We start from the raw sequence: 22,209 nt of genomic DNA, 5'->3' as shown, positions 1-22,209 counted from the left end.
TAAAACAGGCTGATAATGACAAACTGGTTATTATTAAATTAGGCGGAGGATATTGTGAAAAGTATTGTATTATTTGCGGCAGATGGCGCGATGGCTTCTCAACTAACTGGCATCATTGATTTTTTTATGATCTGCAATCGATTTTGGCAAGTCACAAACAATCAAGATACCGATCTATTTACAGTCAACGTAATATCACCAAATGGAAATAATATTACTTGTGATGGCGGAATAGTCATTAACGCCACTTCGCTAAAAAATGTCGCTCTACCTTCAGCGGCTGTTATTGTTGGCGGTGTTTCTTATGACGATAAAACACTTACTAAATACTTAACAAAAATTTCCCCACTAAAACAAGATATTCTAAAGTGTGAAAAAAATGCGGTTCCAATAGCAACGTTTTGCAGTTCCACCTTTATTGCAGCTGAATTTGGCTTACTCAATGGAAAAAAGGCAACGACAGTTTGGTGGCTAGTCAAAATATTTACTCAAAAATATCCACAAGTTACTCTCCAGTTAGATGAATTAGTGGTTAGAGATAAAGCAATTTTTACTGCTGGGGCAACAACATCTTATTTAAGTTTGTGTTTAAAGCTAGTGGAGGAGTTATTTGATGGTCAACTTGCTGATCAAATATCTCGTCTTATGTTAATTGACCCAAACCGCTGTTCACAGCGCCCGTTTATGTTGCTAGATTTACCTGAGCGTCATCATGATGATCTAATCAAAAAAATCCAACAATGGATGATCCAAAACCTTTCTCAACCAATTAGCCTTGATTTACTTGCAGACAAATTTGCCACAACGAAGCGAACTCTAATAAGACGATTCAAAAAGGTACTAAATGATACCCCTATGAATTATTTACAAAAAATTAGAGTCGAGAGTGCAAAACGTTTATTGGAATGCAGTGGATTATCATTGGAACAAATCGTTTTAAAAGTCGGATATGAAGATGTTAGTTCTTTTAGAAAACTTTTTGTGGAATTAGTTGAATTAACACCAAGGGAATACAGAGAACGTTTTCAACAAAGTATAAATGCAAATATTATTGAGGGTTAATCTAGATAATAAACTGGGCCAGATCCTCGATAAACTTATTCGAGATAACGCAGACACCCACAGAAAAAATAAAGCAGACACCCACAGCAATTTTCTCTGCCACCTCCAGAACAAAATAACGCAGACACCCACTGCAATTGTGCCTGCCACCTCCAGAATAAAATAACGTAGACACCCACCGCAATTTTACCTGCCACCTTCAGAAAAAATAACGCTGACACCCACCGTAATTTTACTTGCCAACTCCAGAACAAAATAACGTAGACACCCACTGCAATTGTGCCTGTCAACTCCAGAATAAAATAACGCAGACACCCACCGCTTTTTTACTTGCCAACTCCAGAATAAAATAACGCAGACACCCATCGCTTTTTTACTTGCCACCTCCAGAATTAAATAACGCAGACACCCACCGCAATTTTGCCTGCCTGCTCCAAAATAAAATAACGCAGACACCCACCGTAATTTTACCTGCCACCTCCAGAATAAAATAACGCAGACACCCATCGCTTTTTTACTTGCCACCCCCAGAATAAAATAACGAAAGTACACACCCACCGCGGTTTTATATTCAGAGTTCTAAAAACTCTAAACCGCATCGCAGTAACGTGGTCAAACCGCGCTTCAGAATATACATCACAATCATTCACGCATTAAGTTAATTTAACTAACGCATTGATTTGAATGACTATTTCCGTGCGTTAATGATTCATATTTGTGCAACCCAGTCTATTTCTATAGGGATAACAACTAAAGCATTAAGATAACATGCTGTATTAAAAGGATTAATAATAATTGGCACTTATAATGCAATATTTAGAGAAATAAATCGCTTTCAGTGCTGGAAGTGAATACAGGCAAAGCAGCCACCGCTACGTTTAGATCTAACGAATCTAAATGTGCGGTGGTTTTTTTTTGCCTTTAAAAAAGTTTTCAAACAACTCAATAACTAAACAAATCGCTCTGAAAGACCAATAAAACCAGAACAACTGTGGGATAAAAAATGACAACTAAAATCAAAAAAATAATAACGGCTGTTTATGGCACTGCAACTTTAGTCGCAATGTCATTAAGCTTTTCTGCTATTGCAGAATTAGGCTATCCAGAAAAAGAAGAACTTAAATTTGGTTTCATCAAACTAACCGACATGGCGCCAATCGCTGTTGCCTATGAAAACGGGTATTTTGAAGACGAAGGGCTTTACGTAACTATTGAAGCCCAAGCAAACTGGAAAGTATTACTAGATGGTGTAATCGACGGTCGATTAGACGGCGCACATATGTTGGCTGGTCAACCAATTGCAGCAACTATTGGATATGGAACAAAAGCTGAAATTATCACGCCTTTTTCGATGGACCTAAATGGTAACGCCATTACAGTCTCAAACGAAATTTGGGAACAAATGAAGCCAAATATTCCCAAAATGGCCGATGGTCGCCCTGTCCACCCGATAAAAGCAGATGCATTAAAACCTGTCATTGAGAAATATGCTGATGAAGGCAAACCTTTCAATATGGGCATGGTTTTCCCTGTTTCTACTCATAACTATGAATTACGTTATTGGCTCGCAGCAGGCGGTATACATCCAGGGTATTACGCCCCACATAAAGGAGATACTTCAGGAAAAATTGATGCACAAGCCTTGCTATCAGTAACTCCACCGCCTCAAATGCCAGCGACGTTAGAAGCAGGTACGATCTATGGTTACTGTGTTGGTGAACCTTGGAATCAACAAGCTGTATTTAAAGGCATTGGCGTACCTGTCGTAACAGATTATGAGATTTGGAAAGATAATCCTGAGAAGGTATTTGGTATTACAAAACAGTTCTCAGAAAAATATCCAAATACCACGATAAGACTAACTCGTGCACTAATTCGAGCTGCTATGTGGCTAGATGAAAACAATAATTCAAACCGACCTGCAGCGGTCAAAATTCTCTCTCAATCCAACTATGTTGGTGCTGACTACGACGTAATCGCAAATAGCATGACAGGAACGTTTGAATATGAAAAAGGAGACAAGCGTGCGGTTCCCGACTTCAATGTTTTCTTCCGCTATAACGCTACCTATCCGTATTTCTCAGATGCGATTTGGTATTTAACTCAAATGCGTCGCTGGGGTCAAATTAGCGATACAAAACCTGATAGCTGGTATTTCGATGTGGCGAAAAAAGTTTACCGCCCAGACATATATATGAAAGCCGTTAATTCCCTAATTGAAGAAAAGTTGGTTGACGCCAAAGAGTTTGAATCTTTAAAAGGTGAAGATGGGTTTAGAGATCCTCAAACGCACTTTATCGATGGCATTGTTTATAACGGTAAACAACCAAATGACTACTTGACTAAGTTCGCTATTGGTTTAAAAGCAAACGATAAAATTTAGCCTATTAGGCAGCGGCTCCCAACGCTGCCTAACTAAAATTTTAATACTATTAATAAAAATGAGACCGCTATGTCCAGTTTAATTAGCCAATTTATAACAAAGAAAAACGAAACAGTGATCAAAGCACAAATGCCCGCATATTTGGTCCACTTTCTACATGCCGTCACACTACCTATCGTTGGAATTTTGGTATTTTTGCTAATTTGGTCAGCCGCGGCGAACAACATTAATACTTCGTTAGGTAAGTTTCCTGGCCCGGTTGCAGTAAGTGAACAAATAGTAAATCTCTATAACGAACACAATGAATCAAGAAAAAAAGAAATCGCATTTTATGAACGTCAAGATAAAAGAAATGCTGCACGAATAGCGAAAGACCCAACTTATAATCCAAAAACACGTGCCTTTACTGGTAAAGAAACTTTTGTTGATCAAATTGGGACCAGTCTAATCACAGTGTTAAGTGGCTTTGTTTTGGCAGCAATCATTGCCATACCACTTGGTATAGCCATTGGTTTAAGTAAAGCCCTCAATACGGCTATAAACCCCGTGATCCAAATCTTTAAGCCGGTATCCCCATTAGCTTGGTTACCCCTAGTAACTATGGTGGTTAGCGCACTTTATGTTTCCCCAGATCCTATGGTTGCTAAATCCTTTTTAGTCTCGATGATCACCGTAACCCTTTGCTGTATTTGGCCGATGGTCATAAATACGTCCGTTGGCGTTGCATCTTTAGATAGTGACTGGATAAATGTCAGCCGAGTTCTAAGACTGCCTGCATTAAAACATATTCAGAAAATCGTAATTCCAGCATCTATTCCCGCCATTTTTACCGGCATGCGCATGTCGCTAGGCATCGCTTGGATGGTATTAATTGCAGCGGAAATGCTGGCTCAGAACCCTGGTTTAGGAAAGTTTGTGTGGGACGAATTTCAAAACGGCAGTTCTGATTCACTGAGTCGAATTATGACTGCGGTTATAGTCATTGGACTTATCGGATTTATGCTCGACCGCACAATGATGCAGCTACAACGCATGTTGTCTTGGGATAAAACAAGCGAAGTTCGTTAGAACATAATTTGGAGAAAATATTATGAGTACATTGTTAGATATAAGTAAAATCGACATGGTTTTTCCAACACCAAAAGGCGACTTCACTGCTCTTAAAGACGTAGATTTAAAGATCAAAAAAGGTGAGTTTATTTCCCTTATTGGTCACTCTGGATGCGGTAAGTCTACGGTTCTAAATGTTGTTGCTGGTTTATATCAAGCTACATCTGGTGGCGTTATATTGAATGGTCGAGAAGTCAGTGAACCTGGCCCAGAACGGGCTGTTGTATTTCAAAATCATTCGTTGTTGCCTTGGCTTACTGCTTATCAAAATGTCGAATTAGCTGTGGACCAAGTTTTTGCAAAAAGTAAATCAGCGGCAGAGAAAAAAGACTGGATTGAGCATAACCTTCGATTAGTTCACATGGAACACGCAATGCATAAACGTCCCGATGAAATTTCAGGGGGAATGAAACAGCGGATAGGTATTGCTCGAGCCTTATCAATGCAACCAGAAGTTTTATTAATGGATGAACCATTTGGTGCACTAGACGCCTTAACCCGCGCTCATATGCAAGACTCTTTGATGGAAATACAGGATGAGCTCAACAACACCGTCATCATGATCACACACGATGTTGATGAAGCAGTTTTACTTTCAGATCGCATAGTGATGATGACAAACGGCCCTGCTGCAACTATTGGCGAAATACTTAATATTGACCTTGAACGCCCACGAGACCGTTTAGCACTTGCTAAAGACCCCAAATATAACGAATACCGCTCAGAAGTTTTAACGTTTCTATACGAGAAACAACGCAAAGTTGAAACTATTTCAACAAAACGTGACACAAAAAAAATAGCCAAAATTGAGCAGTCGACTAAATCAGCTACAGCTTAGTTTCTAAAAAATAAAAATTAAAATATATAACACTTTGATAATTTTAGGGAAAACAAATGAACAAAAAGATAATAGCAATATCTGTTATTGCGGCGGTTAGTACTGGTACTGCAACTGCCGCAATTGAAACGGATTTAGGCACAGCATCTGTCGATTTTAGACTACGATATGAAGGTGTGAGTCAAGACAATACACTTGAAGATGCATCGGCTTTAACGCTTCGTACTAAAGCAAACTTTAAAACTATCAGTAAACAAGGATTTTACGGATTTGTAGAGTTAGAAAATTCATTTGCGTTATTGGATGATTATAATGATACAAACGGAAACGGTGGCGAATTTTCAGTTGTTGCCGACCCAGAAACAACTGAAATAGACCAAGCATTTATTGGTTTCAAAACAGATAAATTGGACATAAAACTTGGCCGTCAAGTTATTACAATGGATAGCCACCGTTTTGTTGGCCATGTTGGTTGGAGACAAGATAAACAGACATTCGACGCAGTTTCAGCCTCGTTTAATGCCTCTGAAAAACTAAAACTGTCCTACGCTTATATCAGTAAACGCAACCGTATTTTCGCAGAAGAAAAAGACTTAGATTCTAACGATCATTTGCTTAACGCGAGTTATAAAACAGAGTTTGGACAATTAACTGGATATGGGTATTTACTAGAGGTCGATAATGATACGAACAATGCGCTGAATACATTTGGCGCTCGATTCGAAGGAAAAGCTTCAGAAGTGTCTTATACCGTAGAGTTGGCTACCCAAACTGCGGAAGCTGGTGAATTAGAATACGACACGACATATATGTTAATTGAAGGCGGCACCAAACTAGGTTCGGTTAATGTAAAAGCTGGTTTTGAATCATTGGGTTCTGATGACGGCAATATGGGATTTTCGACGCCACTTGCAACCCTTCACAAATTTAACGGTTGGTCGGATCAATTTCTAGGCACTCCTTCAGTTGGCTTAAACGATATATATGCAACTGTTTCTGGAAGTGCCTCCTCGGGTAAGTGGGCAATTACTTTACATTCATATTCAGCAGCAGAAGCAAGTGATTCTATTGACGACCTTGGTTCTGAAATTAATGCCATTTATACGACAAAAATTGCCAATAAATTCCCAATCGGTATTAAGTATGCCAGCTATTCTGCTGGTGATATTAAAGTCGACACAAGTAAATTGTGGGTTTGGACTGGCTACACATTCTAAAACGAGTTTTACCGGAAGTGAGGGTGTTTCCTACTCACTTCCACTTTGATTATGGTGTTCATAATAACCCCATTCATTTTGATGTTTGGGGTTCTTTTTTACGCTTCTCGCCAAACCTACCCGCTCATTCCTTCTTATTTATGTAAAAACACCGAATATTGCATGGAAAATTGCTTGGACACCCACTCCAGTTTTACTTCTCAGAGCCAAACAAAATAACGCAGACACCCACTCCAGCTTTACCTCTCATAGCCGGATAAATAACTCAGACACAAACCGATAAGTTGCATGGACACCCACTGATAAGTTACATAGATAAATTGCGCAGACACCCACCGAAAAAATAACGTAGACACCCACTCCAGCTTTACCTCTCATAGCCAGATAAATAACTCGGACGCAAACCGATAAGTTGCATGGACACCCACTGATAAGTTACATGGATAAATTGCGCAGACACCCACCGAAAAAATAACGTAGACACCCACACCAGCTTTACCTCTCATAGCCAGATAAATAACTCAGACACAAACCGATAAGTTGCATGGACACCCACTCTAGCTTTGCCTCTCAGAGCCAAACAAAATAACGCAGACACCCACTCCAGCTTTACTTCTCAGAGCCAGATAAATAACTCAGACACAAACCGATAAGTTACAGGGACACCCACTGAATCCAAAGAAGTTCTTAGTTCTTAGTTCTTAGTTCTTAGTTCTTAGTTCTTAGGTCTTAGGTCTTAGGTCTTAGGAAGATTTTTCCGTCCAAAAACGACAAAACAGAGCCTAGGCTCTGTTTTTGGATAACTTTTCAAATGATTTTTAACTTAATATGTCTTTTTTGAGTTTCAACTAAAAAACCGCGATTTATCGCGACGCTCCCACAGTTGATTAGCCATAATATGTGCTTCTTCAACACTGACTTGTTCTGTCAAAACCAAATAACTTGTTAGTGTGCCTAACACGGCTTGCTTACCGTATTCAGAATCGAGTTTGCCCTGCCACATTTGTTTGAGTTCAATTGGGTTTAGCTCTTTTGGTTTAATTTGCCAATTCTCTAGGTACGCCGGGTATTCAACTTGTTTTTGTTCGCCACCAACAAACATAAATTGTACAAAAGGACGCTCTGGGTTTACCTCAACTTCACCGCCCTCTCCTCGAATACATGACATTTGTTTATCACCTAGAATTTCAGCTACCTTTGCGTGTCGCTCATCAAAGTGGCGATGAAAAACCCCATGATAACTGCTTTTTCCTTGACTAGGATTGAGGATCCTTGCCAAAGTATTTGCAGGCGATCGCAAGCTAAATAACTTACGCATTTGGATGAGTCTATCTAATGCCGGATTTACAACATCCAAATCCATGTAAGCAAAGCCATTTTCATCTAACATTTTGTTTGCTTGTATGGGATCTTTTGCAACAACTAAGCCTAAAGTTTCAAGTACTTCAGACAAATACAGCCTGTTTGACTCAGGTTCTTTAGTCCCATGCAGAAATACACGTTTGCCATTTTGAGCCAAACACATTACCGCCAATAAAAACCAAGGTAAATGGCGTCTTTTACCGGCGTAACACCCTAAATCTAGGTCGACATCTAAATTGTTTAACCCCGCAAGGTTATACTCTCGACAGGCTTTAACAAATCCGGCTAACTCTTCGGCTGATTCTTCCCGCACCCTCAACAACATTAAAAACGCACCAGCTTGTTCTGGCTCTATCTCGTTCGCTAGAAATAGTTTGAATGCTTGATATGACTCATCAACAGACAAGTAACGTCCTGCGCGTTTGCCTCGACCAATAATTTTTATGTACTGACTAAATTCGTTCACTAAATTTAAGCTACTTGTTGTTGTTTCGACTGCGTTAGCAAATCGACATTGACGTTAGCCCTATAATTTATCGCGTCACCCACGACAATTAAAGCAGGACCGACAATATTTTCAGAATTTAATACATTACCGATGCTTTTTAGATCAGAAACGTAGGTTTTATGTTCAGCTGTTGTCCCTTGGTCGATAATGGCCATTGGCGTTTCGCTCGACTTACCGTGTGAAATAAGTTGCTGTGCGATGTGCTCAACCTTGTTTAACCCCATATAGAAGACGAGTGTATCGCTTGAGTCAGCGTAATTCTGCCAATCAGATTCTATATCTTCACTTTTAAAATGCGCGGTAATAAATCGTACCGAATGGGCGCATTCGCGATGCGTTAAAGGTATGCCAGACCATGCACCACATCCTGACGCAGCTGTAATACCTGGAACAATAGCAAAGTCGATATTTAGCTTTTGCAGATGCTCAACTTCTTCGGCCGCTCGACCAAATATGGACGGGTCGCCGCCTTTGAGTCGCACGACATTTTTGCCTTGTAGGGCAAATTCAGACATACGTTCACATATTTCCTGCTGCGTCATACTGTGGCGGCCACATTTTTTACCAACAAAAACGCGTTCCACATGTTTTGGGATCATATTGACAATTTCGGGACTAACCAACCAATCATATAAAACAACATCGGTTTCTTGAATTAAGCGGTATGCTTTAAGAGTCAATAATTCTGCATCACCTGGACCGGAGCCAACTAAATATACGTCGCCAATAGGCTTACGAACCGAGTTGTGTGCCGCTTTCTGTTTTGTTGTCCATTTTCCAGCATTCATTCTATTAAATGGAAAATTAAGTAAACGAAGCATAAAAGGTAAGTTAAATAGTTTAGTTGTTGTCATAAATACTCCGTTTATATCTCTAATACAGGAATGGCTTCAGATTCAAATCGACTCTGAGTTAATTGTGGCTGTCCATGTTGTTTGATCAGGGTTTTGAGTTCACTTTTACATGAACCGCAATTGGTGCCGCACTTCAAACGTTCGCCTAATTTTTCAACTGAGTTATCACCTTCACTTACTATCGCGTCGACAATTTGATTTTCGCCGACTTTATAACAGCTACATATCGTTTTGCCGTTGATAAAATCAGCGCCAGGCACTGCACGTAGCACTCGATTTATTTGTTCAGCTGACACTTCTTCTTGTTGAAAAAGACTATCAACCCAGTCGCTGTTTATTTCCGTTTTGTATTGCGCGAAAAACCCAACAAAAACCAAACGGTTATCTTTAATACATAAAGCAGTTGCAATACCGCTTTGGCTATTTTCAAAATAACTCCAATTGCCTTCAATAGCCGTTAAATCTCGACTCCAGAACATTGGGCCTTCTATTTTATTAGCTGTCGCGCAGGCATATTCAAAGCCAGACTGAATGGTGTTTTTTGCCCAATAATCAGACTCAATGAGCATCTCTTCCAAACAAAACAATTGCATGAATTGACCCACCGGTGCTTTTTCAATATTCGCTACGGTGAACTTACTTTCAGGTTGCCCTGAGATCGGATCTACAAACGAACCGTATAGTTTGGCGATATTTGCAGTTGGCGCACTCAGCTTATTCCAATGAATTGGCGTAAAGAGTTGCCCGACTTTGAGGCCATCATCAACTTTCACTGGCACTAAAACCTCACCAAACTCGCTCGTCACCTTCACTAAGTTGCCGTCGGTTAAACCTTCCTTTGTTAAGTCTGTGCTGTGCATTGCGATAAAAGGTTCTTTTGTGTGTTTAGCCAAAGAAGCTGATTTACCTGTACGTGTCATCGTATGCCAATGGTCTCGAACTCTTCCTGAATTCACGCCATAGGGGTATAACGCACTCGCTTTTTGTTGTGGCAATTTGGCTTCAACAGCGACAAAATTGGCTTTGCCACTTGGTGTATAAAATGTATTGTCGGCAAATATATGCTGACAACCATTTGGATATCTTGTGTTAACTGGCCATTGAACGGGCTGTAATGCGTCATACTCAGCTTCACTTAAAGACGCTAATCCGGAAATATCAAAGTCGCGGACAGCGTAACTTTCAGACCCATTTTTGTAGCCAGATAAGCCTGCATGTTCGACAAATATTTCAGCTGGGTGTTGATAAGTAAATGCGTCTTCAAAACCCATTTTTACCGCAATATCTGAAATGATCTGCCAATCGTGACGAGTTTCACCTGGGGCTGCTAAAATGCCTCGTTGACGTGAAATACGTCGTTCTGAATTAGTGACAGTACCATCTTTCTCGCCCCACGTTGTCGCTGGTAATTTAACATCTGCAAAGTCCATAGTATCTGTATCTGCCATGCAATCAGATACAACGACTAATTCGCAGGTTTTAAGTGCAGTTTCAATTTCGTTTCGATTTGGCAGACTCACCATGGGATTGGTGGCCATAATCCAGACGGCTTTAATTTCACCTTTAGCCATTTTATCAAACATTTCCACCGCTTTAGGGCCATATTCGTTACATATAGTAGGTGAGTCCCAATAACTTTGTACTAAATCACGATGACTTTCATCTTCGATATTCATATGAGCGGCTAACATATTTGCTAATCCACCAACTTCTCTGCCGCCCATTGCATTAGGTTGTCCAGTAATTGAAAATGGACCGGAGCCCAAATGTCCCAACTTACCAGTCGCCAAATGACAATTAATAATGGCATTACATTTATCCACCCCTTGGCTTGATTGATTAACACCTTGTGAATAAAACGTTACCGCTGTTGGAGTTTGGCAAAAGGCATTAAAAAAAAGTAGGAGATCACTTTCTTGAAGCTCACAGAAGGTAGCTGTTGTTGCCACTGTCCACGACGAAACAGACTCAGCTGTAAGGTCAAAACCTTCACAATAGCGCTCGACATAATCCCTATTCACCCCACCATTATTAATGATGTAATTAAGCATCCCCATAAACAATGCGACATCTGTACCCGGTTTAACCGGTAAAAACAGATCAGCTAATTCAGCCGTCGCACTGCGTCTTGGGTCAATAACCACAACTTTCATATTTGGGTTGTCTTTTTTGGCCTGTTCCATTCGCTGAAATAAAATGGGGTGAGTCCATGCTGCGTTTGATCCGACCAAAATAAGTAAGTCTGTTGCGGATAAGTCTTCATAGCTGCATGGCACCGTATCTGAACCAAATGCACGTTTATAGCCTGCAACGGCAGATGACATACATAATCGAGAGTTTGTATCGATATTTGCTGAGCCGATATAACCTTTCATTAGCTTATTTGCGACGTAATAATCTTCCGTTAAAATTTGACCAGATACATAGAAAGCAACTGCTTGTGGACCGTGTTCAGCAATAATTTTCTTAAATCCGTTAGCAACAACGTCTGTGGCATGGTCCCAGGTGGTACGTTCTCCATTAACTTCTGGATACAATAACCGACCTTCCAAATCTGTAGTTTCAGCTAAATTAGAGCCTTTTACACAAAGCTTACCGAAGTTCGCCTGATGCTGTTTGCTGCCACTTACTGCAGTTAACTGACCGTTAACAATAGTTGCATCCACACCACAACCAACCCCGCAGTATGGGCAAGTAGTTTGGCAAACTTTCTGTTCAAATTGTTGTACTGACATTTTTTACTCACAAAAAAGGCGCGACGGTTTTCACCGTAGCGCCTTTGCTTAATTTTATTAGCTTCTCAACACTGAGAAGTCGAGGTCGAAGTGTTGTTTTCGACGTCTTGAAAATTATTTTATATTCTATGTACTCAAAATTTATACATTTATATAAACAAGTTACGTGCCAGCATCTGCTTTATTCTTTATTCTCTACAAGCCACTGTAAATACTGGAGTTTAGGGCACTATAGGTAAAGGTGACTTTGTTCAAGACAGAAAAAAACGCACTACTTGGGTGCGTTTTTTTTATCATCACTTATTAGCTTCACCTAAATGGTTCAACTGTTCCGTAAGGCCAACATCGATTCATATAAGTCATTTCGATAAACATTATTAACAACTTCATTAAGTTGGGTATCTGTCCAATCGCCTAACTGCCCTGCACCTTTCATTTTCTCTATCAAGAACATGCCTTGCTCAACAATCGGTTGATTGGTATTACTCCGAAAAAACTGATTGTAGCCAGGTATATCTCTTGGTGGTGCTCCTTTCGCGGTAATACAACTACCAATCAAACTTGGCGCGATTACATCAACGGGCGCATCTAAATATTGTTGCAGGATAATGGCTGTTTCAAATCGATTTGCAACTGACTCTAACCATTCGCAAGCTTGTTGTACTGCAGCGAGTAATGCCAAATAGGTATTGGGGTTAGTCTCTTGCCATTCCTTAGTTACGGCCAACACTTTTTCCGGGGCTTCCTGCCATATGTCACTCGAAGTCGTGACTGTTTCGCCAATACCACCTCGAACCGCTTGGGCGTTCCACGGAGTACCGACACAAAAACCATCGATGTCATTATTTTGCAATGCCGTGGTCATACTTGTCGGTGGAATAATGATCAATTCAACATCTTTGTTAGGTGTAATATCACCTGATATCAACCAATCTCTTAGTTGATAAAAATGACAAGAGTAAGGGTAAACAGACGCTATTTTTAATACCTCACCCGACTGGTCTATGACCCTTTTAAGCCACTTTGCTTCAAGCGGCAGTGGTGGAGTTATTCCGTTATTTAACTCCCTAACTTTATCCATCAAGGCTGTCGATAACGTTACACCGTTACCATTCATGCTCAAGTTAAAGGCATTAATGACCTCACATTTTGGTCCATTTAAACCTAACGAACTAGCAATTGGCATCGGTGCTAAGACCTGCGCCGCGTCTAATAAACCAGCGTTTAACCTATCTCTTACCGTCGCCCAAGAATACTGAACATGCAATGAAACATCTAATCCCCATTGTTCAAAATAACCTAGATGTTTCGCCATCACTAAGGGGGCACAATCGGTTAATGCCACTATTCCAATATCAAGTTGGGTTTGTTCTAAATGCGTTTGTGAACTCATGTTATTTACCTCCGCCTATCAACTGCATCATGGAGATTAGGTTCTTTGCTACGTCTTCCATCTTCTGTCCATTATCCATCGCCATTTTTCGAATCGCTGAATAAGCCTGTTGCTCGCTCATACCTTGCTTTTCAATTAATAGTGCTTTGGCTTGATCAACCCACTTTCTCGACTGCAATTTCCGTTTGGCATCTGTTAATTCGGCCTTTAGCCCCTGAAACTCATTAAAACGAGCGACCGCGACATCGAGAATAAATTTGGCTCTATCGGGATTTGTTTCACCTGAAACATAAGCACTAACACCAGCTTTAATGCTGTCTCGCATTAAGTCCGGTTGGTCTTGTTCAGAAAACATAACAATGGGCTTTGGGTTAAATTCAGATATCGTACTCAAACTTTCAATTGTGTCGCGATTAGGTGATTCAATATCAATTAGAATGATGTCAGGCTCGGTATTTTCAACTTCCCTTAAAAGTGAGGCACTCGTGTGAGCTAAGTGTTTCACGACATAAGGAGAAGCTGCCAGCGCTGCCCGGAAACTTTCCGCGCGTTCCATGTCATCGTCAATGACTAACACGGTTAACGTGTTTGTTGTTTTATTTTTAGTAGCCATAGTGAGATGTGTTACTTTGTTAATTGTGATCGCGAGTAATGCTTCAATATTTGCACCAGATAGGCAGGTTTCTTTGAGATCTGCTGTAACCTGCTATTTTATTGATGTTGGCATGTTATGAGTCGTTTTTATCAAACGCATGCAAAACACTTGCACCACAACGGATGCACCACAATAGGAATACGTCCCCAATTTGACGCAACGTTTGCTTTTGTATTAGTTTGGTTATTTTTCTATCCCTTACCCACCCTAGGTTTAGTCAATTACATCTTCTGGTATGGAAGTTGAAGGCACCAACTGATTAACGTTTACGCGCCATGGTTGTTATAAGTAATTGTAAAAAAGACCGGAAATGAATTCCGTTAAAAATTCGTTTTCTGCGATAATAAAATCTAGGCTATCTCATTCGCGAAGAAATACAGTAGTACTGGTATTACAAAGGCAGTGCTATTAGAGTAGAAATACAGAAGCGCGAATTAACAGAGCCCTGTGGTCCCAAAGTTACGACAAACAAAATTTGAAAAAGAAGTGAAAATGAAACGGTTAAATTCCCCAGTATGTTGATAGATAGTTACCAAAGACAGTTCCATTATTTGCGACTATCGATAACCGACGTCTGTAATTTCAAATGCGACTACTGTTTACCGGATGGATACGATTGCAGTAATCCGCGGGAATTTTTAACAATAGACGAAATAAAAAGGTTAGTAACGGCCTTTGCAGAGCTGGGTGTCAGTAAGGTAAGGATCACCGGTGGCGAGCCAGGATTGCGAAAAGATCTTGCTGAGATCATTCGCGTTGTAAAAAACGTCGACGGTGTTGATACCGTGGCATTGACCACAAACGGCTACAATCTCGAAACGCAAATAGAAAAATGGGTCGATGCTGGATTAGATTCTCTAAACGTCAGTATTGATAGTTTAAAGTCAGACACCTTTAGACTCATAACAGGCAGTAATAAACACCAGTCCATTCTAAAAGGTATCGACAAAGCAATCTCGTTGGGCGTTAAAAATGTAAAAGTTAATGCCGTATTGCTTAAACAGTTTAATGAAAACGAATTAACCGACTTTTTGCAGTGGATAAAATTTAAACCCCTGAGCTTAAGATTAATTGAGCTGATGGAAACCGGTGACAATAAAACGTATTTTGCCAAGCAGCATGTCAATGGCGAGCAACTTAAGAACAAAATTGAAAATGATGGATGGTTACCAATTGTTAAATCTAAAGTTGCAGGCCCCGCGTTAGAATATTGTCATCCTGATTTTCAGGGTAAAATTGGTTTTATATTGCCATACAGCAAAGACTTTTGCGCAAGTTGCAATCGTCTTCGAGTTTCTTCGGTAGGTAATTTACATAAATGTTTATTTGCCGAAGAAGGCCTTAACTTTAGACATCTGTTGCAATCAAGCAGTCAATTGTCACAACTTAAAGTTTGGTTACAAACACAATTAGACGACAAAAAAGAAACGCATTTTTTACAAGACAATAAAACCGGTGCTACAAAACACCTCGCAATGTTAGGTGGCTAAGTCGCTCTTAAAACCTCACTTTATTCGACTGAGCGTTGGCATTAATTTGCTGTTTTTATAGTGCTAACGTGCCGTTGAGTATGTATTGTCTTAATGCATATAAATCATTTGGTAAAATCAATATTGGAACCGTTTAATGTCTCATTCAGAATTTATTGGTGTTGTCATGTCAGGAGGCAAGTCTCAACGGATGGGGACCAATAAAGCCTTATTAGAGCGTCATGGTAAAACCATGGCGGACTTTACCGCAGAGTGTCTTACCACAGCTGGAGCTCGGCAGGTTTTGCATTCTGTCCCATTTGGCTTTGAAACAGTTGCCTCTAATCAAATCGCCGACATAACGTCTTCGTTAGGCCCACTTGGTGGCATATTGTCGATCTTAGACTATGCAATCAATCAAGATATCAAAACCAACTTCCTATTTGTTCCTGTCGACTTACCTTTGCTCAAACCACAAACGTTAACTCAATTGGCCCAGTACTCATTAATAAATGAAAATGCCGTGACATTTCATCGACAACCACTACCCGTTTTGATCCGGCCATCTTTAGACATACTTAAAACGTTAATTGAAATAACCGATACTCAGAAAAATTTATCTATGTTTCACTTTTTAGACAAAATAAATGCAGAAGCAATAAAATTAGAGGATGTTGACGTATTGTATAATTCCAACAGACCTGAAGAGTGGCAAGCTGTATTAGCAAAGTTAAAAAGCTAACCACGATTGTAACGTATATTTTAATACAAATTTTTAATACAAATTTTTAATACAAATTTTTAATACAAGGATTGCACAATTTACCTATTAGAGCGGTCTATCGTCACAAAGAAGAGCTTCTCGACAATCTACATATCAACCAAAAATTGCTTAATAACATCTTTGTAATTACGGCTTACTTTTACCTGATCATATTCTCCTAACTGCAGAAAAAACTCACCTTTAGTATGCGGTGTTACTTTTTTAATATACGTTAAGTTTACTATAGTAGAGCGGTGTACTCGTTTAAATATTGTCGGATCTAATTCCTCTAGTAATTGTTTTAACGTACTGCGTTTTATGTGTGTAACACCACCAGCATGAAGACATACATAATCCCCGGCGGCGTCGACCCACTCTATCTCCGACTGTTTTAACAGGGTGATATCGCCTCGGTCTTTGATCAGGACTTTACGCTCTAGGTTAGGGTTATTTTTAGCGGCACGAGCTAAATCTTCTTCTGTCATCGAATCATCATCACGAAATGAATCAATAGCACTTATAATCCGATTTTTACCGTCTTTTTCTTCACTTAATATTCGTTCTTGCACTCGCATTACTGCCAGCTGTAAACGTTCTAAATCTAGCGGTTTTAATATGTAGTCAACGGCATGGACGTCGAAAGCATCAATAGCATATTGTTCGTAAGCGGTTGTGAATACAATAAGTGGCATAACGTCTGTTTGTAATTTTTTAATAACACCAAAACCATCTATTCCCGGCATCTGAATATCGAGAAAAACCAAATCTGGACTTTTTTCCATTATCACTTCGATGGCTTGGCGCCCATTTGAGCACTCGCCTATTATGTCGATATTGTCGATTTTGCTTAGCTTCGAACGCAGGATCTGCAGGGCTAACGGCTCGTCATCAACAATCAATGTAGTGATTTTTTTCATATGCTCTGTTCCATCTATGCCATTGGTTCATAGGGTATGGTTATTATTGTTGTAAGCCCACCAGACGATTTGGATTCGAGCTCAAATTTGTAGTTATTGTCGTAAATAACTTTTAATCGTTCGTCGATATTTCTTAATCCAACACCTCGGCTTTGCTTGAAGTCCACTTTACTCTTAGACGCCTGACGACCGACTTCTGGTCCAGCCCCAGTATCGCTCATTTCGAGGATCAGTTTATCGTTTTGAATGTAAGATTTTAAACTTATCGTACCGCCTTCTTCATTCTGAGCAATAACGTGTTTCATCGAATTTTCAATAATGGGCTGAATTAATAGGCTAGGTACCAAAGCCAATTTTGAGTTTTCACTCACATTGAAGTCGAGTTTTAAGCGCTCGCCAAAGCGTGTTTTTTCAATTTCCAAATACAATTTTAGCGCATTAAGCTCTTTGTCTAAAGGCAGTTTAGTGTCTGGATTGTTATCTAATGAATAACGTAAGAACTTACTTAATTGCACCGTCATTTTTTGTGCTTGTTCTGATGCTTCAACTTCGATTAGGGAGTTTATTGCATTGAGCGTATTACATAAAAAGTGAGGGTTTAACTGATATCGCAACATCTTAATTTTGGCGTCTCGTGCAACACTTTGTGCGGTTAAACGCTTTAATTGCTCTTCACGAGCTTCGGCCTCTGCCCGTAACATAATTCGATGTTCTTCTTCGAGTAATTGATAATAACGCAATCCATGAAAAATACTTACCCAACATAAAAAGATAAAAATACTGCCAAAATACCAACCGCCAAAATCTCGCCAAACGCCACCTTCGTTCGTCATAAACATGTAGGTTTCAATTCGAATTGCGGTCCAAATGGCAGCCACGAGCATGATCCAAATAAAACCAACCGTTAACCTAATAGAGGCGGGTTTATTCCATACACTCATAAACACTTTGTACAAGGGAATCGAAACAATAAACCCAACAATACCTTGCAGCAAAGTATGGCCAACATAAATTAAATTGAGTTGTGCATACCAAAGCGTTAGCGTGAACAGACTGATAATACAAAGAAAAGCCCAAAAGCCTACCTGCATTACCCAAAATTGCGACATTCTTGTTTTTATCATAGCGCCATTACGTTTTAAAACAGTCGGTTAAACCTAGCACACCATGTATTACTTGCCTATGTTAACCCGTTTATTCACGGTCAATAGTTGTAAATTTTAGAACCACCAAAGAAACGACATTAACCTCAATAAATAGCATTACAATTAAAATCAGACAAAGTGGACATTTTTAACGGCCAGTGCGACCGCGATAACTTATTGAAGACAATGGTCATTTAACCCAAATTCAGCGGTCCAAAAACAACACAGACACCCACCTCAGTTTTCCCTGTCAAAGCCTGAAAAAAAACAACGCAGAAAACAACGCAGACACCCACCCCAGTTTTCCCTGTCAAAGCCTAAAGAAAAACAACGTAGACACCCACCCTAGTTTTAATTGCCCAAGCCTGAAAAACAACGTAGACACCCACCCCAGTTTCACCTGCCCAAGCCTGAAAACAACGCAGACACCCACCCCAGTTTTCCCTGCCCAAGCCTGAAAAACAACGCAGACACCCACCACAGTTTTACCTGTCAAAGCCTGAAAAGGAAAACGAAAGAAAAAATAACGAAGACACCCACCCTAGTTTTCCCTGCCCAAGCCTGAGAAACAACGCAGACACCCACCCCAGTTTTCCCTGCCTAAGCCTGAAAAACAACGTAGACACCCACCTCAGTTTTCCCTGTCAAAGCCTGAAAAACAACGTAGACACCCACCCCAATTTTATCTATCAAAGCCAGAGCAAAACAACGCAGACACCCACCCCAGTTTTACCTGTCAAAGCCAGAAAAGTAATGTCATTTACTTAGAACAAAGCGTAAAAAAGCCGCTACAACAACTGCAGCGGCCTTTAGCGTTACAACTTAGACAACATTAGAAGCTGTATCTAGCACCAACTACGTAACGTGTACCGTATTGTCGAGCGTATAAAAATTGCTCTTCGTATCGGCCAAAACCTTGTTCGGTTTCGTTGTTCAAGTTTACGCCATCAAAGAAGACCGTAAACTGCTCAGTTACGTCATAATTCACGCTGATATCCCATTGGCCAAATTCTTTTGCAAATTGTGGTGGAACATCTGACGAACCTTGAGATTGGCCTTGACCAATCAAGTACTCATCGCGCCATGAATATGTAGTTTTAACCGACAAACCGTCTTTTTCATAAAACAGTTGGAAGTTAGCTGAGTTACTTAATCCTGGTAACACGGCTTGGATTTCAAGTAATTCAGGATCATATTCAACGTCACCGTCAACAAATGTCGAGTTGAACGCAAAACCATAGCCTGATTCACCAAATACGTGCTGCACCGCAAATTCCAAACCATATACAGAACGTTCGTCCACGTTTTCAGGTGAACTGATTGTCCACGTTACTAATGGATCGGTTGCTGGATCGGGTTCGATTACGCCATCTAGGTTGCCATTGTTATTGGCTAACATCTGCTGAAATATTGCACTGTCAGTCGCTTGTTCGCCACGCGCTTCTATTTGGCCTACCGCGGCATTCCAGCGGTCACCTAAATAGATGTCGTGAATACCATCAATCGTGATCTCAACTTGTGAGTTATCAATCCATTTATCCACTTCTTTAGCAAATAGGCCAAGAGACAAATAATTTGCTTCGTCGTAATAATATTCGAATGACACATCTACGTTGGTTGATTGGTATGGTTCTAAGTTAGGGTTACCTCTGCCACCGGTGCGCGCACCAATTTTAGGGCTACCCGAGACCGAAAACGAACCTAATAAATTGCCTAAACCAGGGCGTGTAATGGTTTTACCCATCGACATACGACCGACCAACTCATCAGTTAAATCAACTTTGATGTCTAACATAGGTAAAATAAGGTCGTATTCACCGGTGTAGGTAACTTCTTCTATTTCTGGTTTAAAGTCAGTTATCCACTCAGACGCCGCAACCCAATTTACCTGCAATGGAATTTGGCTTTCTGAAGGACTAACCACTTCGGTTTTTTCATAACGAATACCAGCATTTAGTTGGACAGGGAAATCTCCAACTTCAAGATCCCATTCCGTCTGCAAATAAAAGCTTGTTGTTGTTTCTTCAACTAACGATTGTGGAACAGATCCACTGTAATAGGCATCTGGTACATAAGCATTCGCCCCTAACACTTCTTCAGTCAACACCGCGGTTTGTCTCGCAACAGCTTCGTCGAAGTCATATGTGTAATAATATCCTGGATTTAAATCACTACCACCACCATCAAACTGATCTAGGAAATCGCCTGTGTCGTGTCTCACAAACATATCGTCTGGTAACATTTCAACAAAACTAGGATCAAACCCTGGTCCACCGCGCAGCCCACTCCAAGCAGACGAACCGCTCATGGTTTGTGTGGTGCTTGAAACACCTGCTTTAACATACGCTAGAGATGAGTTATATGGGTTAGCCCAGGTTGAGTGCAATTGAAATTGCTGCACAGTAGACTCACCTGGATTATGTAAAAATTGACTAAAGTTGGAGTCAATTTCACTCGGCAATATTTCATTTGTACCGTTTTTCCACAGTATATTTACGCTTGGGATTTCACCTTCACGATAATCATAAATTTTAGATGCTAATTGGTCCGAACCCAAAATAACCTGACCCGAGTTACCACTGCCTTTATCTGCGCCATTATCAATTTCAGTGATGGAGTCGTGGTAATCCAATTCGATATGCAAATCGTCTGTTAATTGCCAATCGAAATTAATACCGAATGAACTCGACTTAACTTCGGTAGTATCTTTGCTCGCGCTAAATGAACCGTCGTCACCACTAATATCAGCATAAATCGCCGTACCATTGCTATCAAGTTCATAGCTGTTGATATTGGCACCAAAGTTGTTCCAAATCCCCCAACCAATAGATTCAGTCGCGGTCACGGCATTAGTTGCTGTGTAATCCGTTGTAATAACTAAGTCGTCATTGACTGCATATTGCAAAGTAAGTTGACCATTCGTGCGGGCGCGACGAACGTCGGCAATACCGTAGTTCATGTCTTTGGCAAAATAGTGATTACCAATCCGATTACCTTCACTGTCCATAGGACGAGGGTCAATAACCTTGTCATCATCTAAAGTTGGGAGGCCTACATTGGCCTGCCAACCTTGAATGTTGGCTTCTTGCTTTTGAAAGTCACGTCGATGGTGAGAAACAGACAGGGCAACACCAAAGGTTTCGTCTAAAAACGTATTGCTGTAGATGCCACCAAATTCTGGCGTAATATCATCTCCAGCCACGTTTGAAGAGTCGTAAATACCTTTACCCATCAAGCTAAATTTCTCGCCTGGTGATTGTAAAGGTTTAACCGTAACAATATTAACGGTTGCCCCTAAACCACCGGTAGGCACTTCTGCCCGAGCCGTTTTTTGAACTTCTAGTGCACTTACACCTTCTGACGACAAGTTTTCAAAGCTAAACGAACGGGTAAAACCGGTACCCGGCATTTGTCTGCCATTAAGCGTGATTAAGTTAAACTCAGGGCCAAAACCACGAACCGTGATCTGACTTCCTTCGCCATTTGACCGACTAATAGATACGCCAGTAATACGGCCTAAGGATTCAGCTAGGTTCGTATCCGGAAATTTACCCATTTCTTCGGCAGAAATTGCATCAACAACCCCTGAACTGTCTCGCTTTAGATCCATTGATCGAATTAAGCTACCTCGGATCCCTTTGACCTGAATGACTTCAATTTCGTCGTCGGCAATTTTGTCATCTTCGGCTGCAAAACTTGGAAGCACAACAGCTGTACCAAGGATAATGGCCAATGACGACGCCAATTTGTTCTTTTTAAAGTTAAGTGATTTCATAACTTCTCTTCTAATAATTTGTT

General features: G+C 40.4%; 15 protein-coding genes. 7 read left to right on the top strand and 8 right to left on the bottom strand.

The genetic code is table 11. The annotated features are described in order from the left end of the window. Positions 1 to 54 precede the first annotated feature (54 nt). The 5 genes from Q4575_RS17210 (at position 55) to Q4575_RS17190 (ending at position 6,610) form a co-directional block, all read left to right on the top strand. Complete coding sequence (locus Q4575_RS17210; RefSeq protein WP_303523650.1) at positions 55 to 1,062, top strand: GlxA family transcriptional regulator; 1,008 nt, start codon at positions 55 to 57, stop codon at positions 1,060 to 1,062. Between the two features lie 1,003 nt (positions 1,063 to 2,065). Then, a complete protein-coding gene (locus tag Q4575_RS17205) occupies positions 2,066 to 3,445 on the top strand; it encodes a CmpA/NrtA family ABC transporter substrate-binding protein (RefSeq protein ID WP_215963783.1) in 1,380 nt (459 codons plus the stop codon). A 129-nt stretch (positions 3,446 to 3,574) separates the two neighbouring features. Further along, on the top strand, positions 3,575 to 4,513 hold the full coding sequence (locus Q4575_RS17200) for an ABC transporter permease (RefSeq protein ID WP_215963868.1): 939 nt from the start codon (positions 3,575 to 3,577) through the stop codon (positions 4,511 to 4,513). 22 nt (positions 4,514 to 4,535) lie between these two features. After that, positions 4,536 to 5,393 carry an ABC transporter ATP-binding protein gene (locus Q4575_RS17195; protein WP_215963784.1) on the top strand — a complete coding sequence of 286 codons (858 nt, stop codon included), beginning with the start codon at positions 4,536 to 4,538 and terminating at the stop codon, positions 5,391 to 5,393. A 56-nt stretch (positions 5,394 to 5,449) separates the two neighbouring features. Further along, positions 5,450 to 6,610, top strand: coding sequence for an alginate export family protein (locus Q4575_RS17190; RefSeq protein WP_303523649.1), 1,161 nt, complete (start codon positions 5,450 to 5,452; stop codon positions 6,608 to 6,610). 844 nt (positions 6,611 to 7,454) lie between these two features. On the opposite strand, the gene Q4575_RS17185 is transcribed toward Q4575_RS17190, so the two are convergent. From Q4575_RS17185 to Q4575_RS17165, 5 genes are all read right to left on the bottom strand, one after another. Next, on the bottom strand, positions 7,455 to 8,438 hold the full coding sequence (locus Q4575_RS17185) for a glycosyl transferase family protein (RefSeq protein ID WP_303523648.1): 984 nt from the start codon (positions 8,436 to 8,438) through the stop codon (positions 7,455 to 7,457). A gap of 5 nt (positions 8,439 to 8,443) precedes the next feature. After that, positions 8,444 to 9,334 (bottom strand): uroporphyrinogen-III C-methyltransferase, encoded by an 891-nt coding sequence (gene cobA / locus Q4575_RS17180; protein WP_303523647.1) that lies wholly within the window; start codon positions 9,332 to 9,334, stop codon positions 8,444 to 8,446. A gap of 11 nt (positions 9,335 to 9,345) precedes the next feature. Continuing rightward, positions 9,346 to 12,069 (bottom strand): nitrate reductase, encoded by a 2,724-nt coding sequence (locus tag Q4575_RS17175; RefSeq protein WP_303523646.1) that lies wholly within the window; start codon positions 12,067 to 12,069, stop codon positions 9,346 to 9,348. A 322-nt stretch (positions 12,070 to 12,391) separates the two neighbouring features. Continuing rightward, the gene (locus tag Q4575_RS17170; RefSeq protein ID WP_303523645.1) at positions 12,392 to 13,462 is read right to left on the bottom strand and encodes a CmpA/NrtA family ABC transporter substrate-binding protein; all 1,071 of its coding nucleotides are present in this window, start codon (positions 13,460 to 13,462) and stop codon (positions 12,392 to 12,394) included. A 1-nt stretch (position 13,463) separates the two neighbouring features. Next, positions 13,464 to 14,075, bottom strand: coding sequence for an ANTAR domain-containing response regulator (locus Q4575_RS17165; protein ID WP_303523644.1), 612 nt, complete (start codon positions 14,073 to 14,075; stop codon positions 13,464 to 13,466). A gap of 557 nt (positions 14,076 to 14,632) precedes the next feature. Here Q4575_RS17165 and moaA point away from each other — a divergent pair. Both moaA and Q4575_RS17155 read left to right on the top strand, forming a co-directional pair. Then, entirely contained in the window at positions 14,633 to 15,607 is a 975-nt protein-coding gene (moaA, locus tag Q4575_RS17160; RefSeq protein ID WP_303523643.1) for a GTP 3',8-cyclase MoaA, read from the top strand. A 136-nt stretch (positions 15,608 to 15,743) separates the two neighbouring features. After that, a complete protein-coding gene (locus tag Q4575_RS17155) occupies positions 15,744 to 16,328 on the top strand; it encodes a molybdenum cofactor guanylyltransferase (protein WP_303523642.1) in 585 nt (194 codons plus the stop codon). Between the two features lie 128 nt (positions 16,329 to 16,456). Here the strand turns inward: Q4575_RS17155 and Q4575_RS17150 are convergent, their stop codons facing one another. The 3 genes from Q4575_RS17150 to Q4575_RS17140 all read right to left on the bottom strand — a co-directional run bounded on the left by Q4575_RS17150 (position 16,457) and on the right by Q4575_RS17140 (position 22,186). Further along, positions 16,457 to 17,266 carry a LytTR family DNA-binding domain-containing protein gene (locus Q4575_RS17150; protein WP_215963793.1) on the bottom strand — a complete coding sequence of 270 codons (810 nt, stop codon included), beginning with the start codon at positions 17,264 to 17,266 and terminating at the stop codon, positions 16,457 to 16,459. A 14-nt stretch (positions 17,267 to 17,280) separates the two neighbouring features. Beyond that, on the bottom strand, positions 17,281 to 18,390 hold the full coding sequence (locus tag Q4575_RS17145; protein ID WP_215963794.1) for a sensor histidine kinase: 1,110 nt from the start codon (positions 18,388 to 18,390) through the stop codon (positions 17,281 to 17,283). An 853-nt stretch (positions 18,391 to 19,243) separates the two neighbouring features. Beyond that, positions 19,244 to 22,186 (bottom strand): TonB-dependent receptor, encoded by a 2,943-nt coding sequence (locus Q4575_RS17140; RefSeq protein ID WP_303523641.1) that lies wholly within the window; start codon positions 22,184 to 22,186, stop codon positions 19,244 to 19,246. Positions 22,187 to 22,209 lie beyond the last annotated feature (23 nt).

Origin of the sequence: Psychrosphaera sp. 1_MG-2023 (assembly GCF_030548245.1) — a bacterium.
Taxonomy (GTDB): Bacteria; Pseudomonadota; Gammaproteobacteria; order Enterobacterales; family Alteromonadaceae; genus Psychrosphaera; species Psychrosphaera algicola.
This window is presented reverse-complemented; position numbering and strand designations above follow the sequence as displayed.

Excerpts from the sequence above, each read along its gene's own strand:
- Q4575_RS17205 (WP_215963783.1), top strand. The coding sequence starts at position 2,066 with ATGACAACTAAAATCAAAAAAATAATAACGGCTGTTTATGGCACTGCA.
- Q4575_RS17200 (WP_215963868.1), top strand. The coding sequence starts at position 3,575 with ATGCCCGCATATTTGGTCCACTTTCTACATGCCGTCACACTACCTATC.
- Q4575_RS17195 (WP_215963784.1), top strand. The coding sequence starts at position 4,536 with ATGAGTACATTGTTAGATATAAGTAAAATCGACATGGTTTTTCCAACA.
- Q4575_RS17190 (WP_303523649.1), top strand. The coding sequence starts at position 5,450 with ATGAACAAAAAGATAATAGCAATATCTGTTATTGCGGCGGTTAGTACT.
- cobA (WP_303523647.1), bottom strand. The coding sequence starts at position 9,334 with ATGACAACAACTAAACTATTTAACTTACCTTTTATGCTTCGTTTACTT.
- Q4575_RS17175 (WP_303523646.1), bottom strand. The coding sequence starts at position 12,069 with ATGTCAGTACAACAATTTGAACAGAAAGTTTGCCAAACTACTTGCCCA.
- Q4575_RS17170 (WP_303523645.1), bottom strand. The coding sequence starts at position 13,462 with ATGAGTTCACAAACGCATTTAGAACAAACCCAACTTGATATTGGAATA.
- Q4575_RS17165 (WP_303523644.1), bottom strand. The coding sequence starts at position 14,075 with ATGGCTACTAAAAATAAAACAACAAACACGTTAACCGTGTTAGTCATT.
- moaA (WP_303523643.1), top strand. The coding sequence starts at position 14,633 with ATGTTGATAGATAGTTACCAAAGACAGTTCCATTATTTGCGACTATCG.
- Q4575_RS17155 (WP_303523642.1), top strand. The coding sequence starts at position 15,744 with ATGTCTCATTCAGAATTTATTGGTGTTGTCATGTCAGGAGGCAAGTCT.
- Q4575_RS17150 (WP_215963793.1), bottom strand. The coding sequence starts at position 17,266 with ATGAAAAAAATCACTACATTGATTGTTGATGACGAGCCGTTAGCCCTG.
- Q4575_RS17145 (WP_215963794.1), bottom strand. The coding sequence starts at position 18,390 with ATGATAAAAACAAGAATGTCGCAATTTTGGGTAATGCAGGTAGGCTTT.
- Q4575_RS17140 (WP_303523641.1), bottom strand. The coding sequence starts at position 22,186 with ATGAAATCACTTAACTTTAAAAAGAACAAATTGGCGTCGTCATTGGCC.